Origin of the sequence: Mycobacterium sp. (assembly GCF_051006775.1) — a bacterium.
GTDB lineage: Bacteria > Actinomycetota > Actinomycetes > Mycobacteriales > Mycobacteriaceae > Mycobacterium.
In genome coordinates, this window is sequence record NZ_JBPCSX010000052.1 from 1 (window position 1) to 4804 (window position 4804).

Here is a 4804-nt window from a genome sequence, read left to right on the forward strand (position 1 = left end):
CGCGCAGAACATCATCGTCGGATTCGGCCGCGTCGATGGCCGTTCTGTCGGCATCGTGGCCAATCAGCCCACCCAGTTCGCGGGCTGCCTGGACATCAACGCCTCGGAGAAGGCCGCGCGCTTCATCCGCACCTGCGACTGCTTCAACATCCCGATCATCATGCTGGTGGATGTCCCGGGCTTCCTGCCGGGCACCGAGCAGGAATACAACGGCATCATCCGCCGCGGCGCCAAGCTGCTCTACGCCTACGGCGAGGCCACCGTCGCCAAGATCACCGTGATCACCCGCAAGGCCTACGGCGGCGCCTACTGCGTCATGGGTTCCAAGGACATGGGCTGCGATGTCAACGTCGCCTGGCCGACCGCCCAGATCGCGGTGATGGGCGCCGGCGGCGCGGTGGGCTTCGTCTACCGCAAGCAGCTCACCGAGGCGGCCAAGAACGGCGACGACGTCGACGCGCTGCGCCTGGAACTGCAGCAGGACTACGAGGACACCCTGGTGAACCCGTACGTCGCAGCCGAGCGCGGATACCTCGACGCGGTCATCCCGCCGTCGCACACCCGCGGTTATATCGCGACCGCGCTGCGACTGCTGGAGCGCAAGATCGTTCAGAACCCGCCCAAGAAGCACGGCAACATCCCCCTGTAGATCGCCCCGCGAGGAGAACCGTGGAACACGTCGATATCACCGAGGTCAGCGACCCGCACCTGCTCAGTGTCGGGGCGCCCGCCGAGCACCCGGTGGAGGAGATCCGCATCGTCAAGGGTCAGCCGACCGACGAGGAGCTCGCGGCCGTGGTCACGGTGCTCGCCGCCTCCGCGGGCGCGACGCCGGCGCCGGGCCCAATCGAGCTCAACCGCTGGGGTCTGCCGGTCGATAAGTTGCGCTACACCTGGTACAGCTGGCAAGCGGTGACACTGAGGGACCGCACGCATTTGAGGCGATGACCGGGCTCCGCGCCCGGTGGCGGCGATGACCCGAGTCGTCCTCGGCTCGGCCTCCTCCGGCCGGCTGCGGGTGCTGCGCAGCGCCGGCATCGATCCGCTGGTGGCGGTATCGGGTGTGGACGAAGACGCCCTGATGGCCGCTCTCGGCGATGCCGAACCCGCCGCAGTGGTCACCGCACTGGCTCAGGCAAAGGCCGAGGAGGTCAGCCGCGTCCTTGACGAGGCGGTGACGCACGACTGCGTGATCATCGGCTGCGACTCCATGCTCTATATCGACGGTGTCCTGTGCGGTAAACCGGGAACACCGGAACAGGCTCGGCGACAATGGAATTCGATGGCAGGGCGCTCCGGTCACCTATTCACCGGGCACTGCGTGATCCGGATGCTCGACGGTGAGACGGTGAACTGCCAGACCGCGGAGGCGGTGACGATGGTGCGGTTCGGCATCCCCACCGATGACGAACTGACCGACTACATCGCCAGCGGGGAGCCACTGGGGGTGGCCGGCGGGTTCACCATCGACGGGCTGGGCGGCTGGTTCCTCGACGGTATCGACGGTGATCCGTCCAATGTGGTGGGCCTGGGACTGTCGCTGACTCGCAGGCTGCTGGAGTCGGTCGGGTGCTCGATCGGCGAGCTGTGGAAGGCCAATCCGGTCGGCTGATCACCCCGGTAGGCTGGTCTCGTGCCATTGCCTCCTGACCCCAGCCCCGACCTTCAGCAGTACGCCCATCCCGAGCGGCTGGTGACCGGCGATTGGCTCTCGGAACATCTGGGCACCAAGGGTTTGGTGGTCGTCGAGTCCGATGAGGACGTCCTGCTCTACGACGTCGGCCATATCCCCGGCGCGGTCAAGATCGACTGGCACACCGATCTCAACGACAACCCGGTGCGGGACTACATCAACGGTGCGCAGTTCGCGGATCTGATGAATCGCAAAGGGATTTCGCGCGATGACACCGTGGTGATCTACGGCGACAAGAGCAACTGGTGGGCCGCCTACGCGCTGTGGGTCTTCACCCTGTTCGGTCACCCGGACGTCCGGTTGCTCAATGGCGGACGTGACGTCTGGCTGGCCGAGGGACGCGACACCACACTCGAGGTTCCCGACACCGCCACCACCGGCTACCCGGTGGTCGAGCGCAACGACGGCCCCATCCGCGCCTACCGCGACGATGTGCTGGCCGCGTTGGGCTCAAAGACCGGCAAGACAACCTTGATCGACGTCCGGTCCCCGCAGGAGTACACCGGCGAGCGCACCCACATGCCGGACTACCCCGAGGAGGGCGCACTGCGAGCCGGGCATATCCCGACCGCGGTCTCGGTGCCGTGGGCCAGGGCCGCCGATGAGCGCGGCCGGTTCCGCAGCCGCGAGGAACTCGATGAGATCTACTCCTTCGTCAAGCCGGACGCCGACACCATCGCCTACTGCCGCATCGGTGAGCGGTCCAGCCACACCTGGTTCGTGCTGACCCACCTGCTGGGCATCCCCGGTGTGCGCAACTACGACGGCTCCTGGACCGAATGGGGCAATACCGTGCGGGTGCCCGTCGCGGCCGGGGAGCAGCCGGGAACGCTGTGACTGCCGGGAGCATGCCGACCCCGCTGGCCGACGTGGTGTCGGAGTTCGCCGAGGTCAACGGTCAGGACAAACTCACCCTCCTGCTCGAGTTCGCCAACGACCTTCCGGAACTGCCCGCCGATCTCGAAGAAGCGGCCATGGAGCCGGTGCCGGAATGCCAGTCTCCGCTGTTCCTGCACGTGGACGCTGCCGACCGCGATCATGTCCGGTTGTTCTTCAGCGCTCCGGCCGAGGCGCCGACGACGCGCGGGTTCGCCTCGATCCTGGCAGCCGGCCTCGACGGGCAGCCGGCCGCCGACATCCTGGCCGTGCCGGACGACTTCTACTCGGCACTGGGTTTGGCGGCGCTGATCAGCCCGCTGCGGCTGCGCGGGATGTCGGCGATGCTGACCCGGATCAAGCGCCGGCTGAAGGACCCGGGCTAGGCCTGATTGCCGCCGCGGGACTCACCCGGGACCCAGGCGATGATGTCGCGCATCCCGTCGTTGTAGACCACGCTGTTGGGCACGCTGGCCACCACGTCGAAGTAGAGCCTGCCGGTGACGCGGCCGTCGGGTCCGATCTGGCCGCCGCCGAAGCTGCCCGGCGCATTGACCAGGACCGGGTAGAAGTCACCGCTCAGAGCGCGGGCACCGAACCGCTGGATCTGCGGGTTCATTCCGGAGCCGTAGGTCTGGACGGTGAGCGTGGCGGCGAAAAGCTGACCGTTGTGGTCCACCGCATCCGAGCTCGGACCGAAGTCGGTGACGGTGTACCCGATCAACGGCGCACCGGTGTAATCCTTGATCCGCGCCTGGTCTCCGAACGGCTTGATGTTGTCGGTCGCCGAGGCCGGAGCGGCGGTGGCGACAGCGACGCTCATAGCGATTGCGGCGACGGCTCCAGCCAGTTTGGTGATCTTCACTGTGACTCCCATCGATTGACGCGTGCCTCGCAGAATAAACGATGTGACCTGAGGGAAACGGCCCGTTGCCCACGCTCTAGACTGCCTGCGGCTCTATTCTTAAACCCGTTCTTAGAGTTTTGACACCCCCAGTAGGAGGCGCAGTGCCGAACCAGACCATCTCCAAGGTCCTCGTGGCCAACCGCGGCGAGATCGCGGTCCGGGTGATCCGGGCGGCCAAGGACGCCGGTCTGGGAAGTGTGGCGGTTTACGCCGAGCCGGACGCCGACGCGCCGCACGTGCGCCTCGCCGATGAGGCGTTCGCCCTCGGCGGGCAGACCTCCGCGGAGTCCTACCTGGACTTCGGCAAGCTGCTCGACGCGGCAGCGAAGTCCGGTGCCAATGCGATCCATCCGGGCTACGGATTCCTTTCGGAGAACGCTGAATTCGCGCAAGCCGTCATCGATGCCGGGCTGATCTGGATCGGGCCCAGCCCGCAGTCCATCCGCGATCTCGGTGACAAGGTCACCGCCCGCCACATCGCCGCCCGGGCCAAGGCCCCACTGGTGCCCGGTACTCCGGATCCGGTCAAGGACGCCGGCGAGGTGGTGGCCTTCGCCAAGGAGTACGGCGTGCCGGTGGCCATCAAGGCGGCCTTCGGCGGCGGCGGTCGCGGTATGAAGGTGGCCCGCACCATCGAGGAGATCCCCGAGCTGTTCGAGTCGGCCACCCGCGAGGCGATCGCCGCCTTCGGCCGTGGCGAGTGCTTCGTCGAGCGCTACCTGGACAAGCCGCGCCACGTCGAGGCCCAGGTGATCGCCGACCAGCACGGCAACGTCGTGGTCGCCGGCACCCGGGACTGCTCGCTGCAGCGTCGCTTCCAGAAACTGGTCGAGGAGGCCCCGGCCCCGTTCCTCACCGACGCGCAACGCGACGAGATCCACTCCTCGGCCAAGCGGATCTGCAAGGAGGCCGGCTACTACGGCGCCGGCACCGTGGAGTACCTGGTCGGCCAGGACGGGCTGATCTCCTTCCTGGAGGTCAACACCCGCCTGCAGGTGGAGCATCCGGTCACCGAGGAGACCTCCGGCATCGACCTGGTCCTGGAGCAGTTCCGCATCGCCAACGGCGAGAAGCTGCACATCACCGAGGATCCCACCCCGCGTGGGCACTCCTTCGAGTTCCGGATCAACGGCGAGGACGCCGGTCGCGGCTTCCTGCCCGCCCCCGGACCGGTCAACACCTTCACGCCGCCGACCGGTCCCGGTGTGCGGCTGGACTCCGGTGTGGAGTCCGGTTCAGTGATCGGCGGTCAGTTCGATTCCATGCTGGCCAAGCTGATCGTCACCGGCGCCAACCGCGAGCAGGCACTGGGACGCGCGCGCCGCGCG

The 4804-nt window shown here is 67.4% G+C and carries 7 protein-coding genes; 6 read left to right on the top strand and 1 reads right to left on the bottom strand.

Annotated elements, in window-relative coordinates; translation table 11 throughout:
* The 5 genes from ACR2JI_RS03695 to ACR2JI_RS03715 form a co-directional block, all read left to right on the top strand.
* Window positions 1-649, top strand: a 649-nt coding sequence (locus ACR2JI_RS03695; RefSeq protein WP_526388150.1) for a carboxyl transferase domain-containing protein, incomplete at its 5' end; no start/stop codon positions are given.
* 20 nt (window positions 650-669) lie between these two features.
* Complete coding sequence (locus tag ACR2JI_RS03700) at window positions 670-948, top strand: acyl-CoA carboxylase epsilon subunit (protein WP_526388152.1); 279 nt, start codon at window positions 670-672, stop codon at window positions 946-948.
* 25 nt (window positions 949-973) lie between these two features.
* Complete coding sequence (locus tag ACR2JI_RS03705; protein ID WP_526388154.1) at window positions 974-1612, top strand: Maf family protein; 639 nt, start codon at window positions 974-976, stop codon at window positions 1610-1612.
* Window positions 1613-1633: 21 nt separating this feature from the next.
* Complete coding sequence (locus tag ACR2JI_RS03710) at window positions 1634-2530, top strand: sulfurtransferase (RefSeq protein ID WP_526388156.1); 897 nt, start codon at window positions 1634-1636, stop codon at window positions 2528-2530.
* Between the two features lie 11 nt (window positions 2531-2541).
* Window positions 2542-2955 carry a SufE family protein gene (locus ACR2JI_RS03715; RefSeq protein WP_526388158.1) on the top strand — a complete coding sequence of 138 codons (414 nt, stop codon included), beginning with the start codon at window positions 2542-2544 and terminating at the stop codon, window positions 2953-2955.
* Here ACR2JI_RS03715 and ACR2JI_RS03720 read toward each other — a convergent pair.
* Window positions 2952-3446 (bottom strand): DUF1942 domain-containing protein, encoded by a 495-nt coding sequence (locus ACR2JI_RS03720; protein ID WP_526388160.1) that lies wholly within the window; start codon window positions 3444-3446, stop codon window positions 2952-2954. The genes ACR2JI_RS03715 and ACR2JI_RS03720 overlap by 4 nt on opposite strands.
* A gap of 131 nt (window positions 3447-3577) precedes the next feature.
* Between ACR2JI_RS03720 and ACR2JI_RS03725 the strand changes: the two genes are divergently transcribed.
* Window positions 3578-4804 (top strand): acetyl-CoA carboxylase biotin carboxylase subunit (locus tag ACR2JI_RS03725; RefSeq protein ID WP_526388162.1); only part of this gene is annotated, 1227 nt, incomplete at its 3' end.

Coding starts and splice junctions, on each gene's coding strand:
- ACR2JI_RS03705 (WP_526388154.1), top strand. CDS start 974: ATGACCCGAGTCGTCCTCGGCTCGGCCTCCTCCGGCCGGCTGCGGGTG.
- ACR2JI_RS03715 (WP_526388158.1), top strand. CDS start 2,542: ATGCCGACCCCGCTGGCCGACGTGGTGTCGGAGTTCGCCGAGGTCAAC.
- ACR2JI_RS03720 (WP_526388160.1), bottom strand. CDS start 3,446: ATGGGAGTCACAGTGAAGATCACCAAACTGGCTGGAGCCGTCGCCGCA.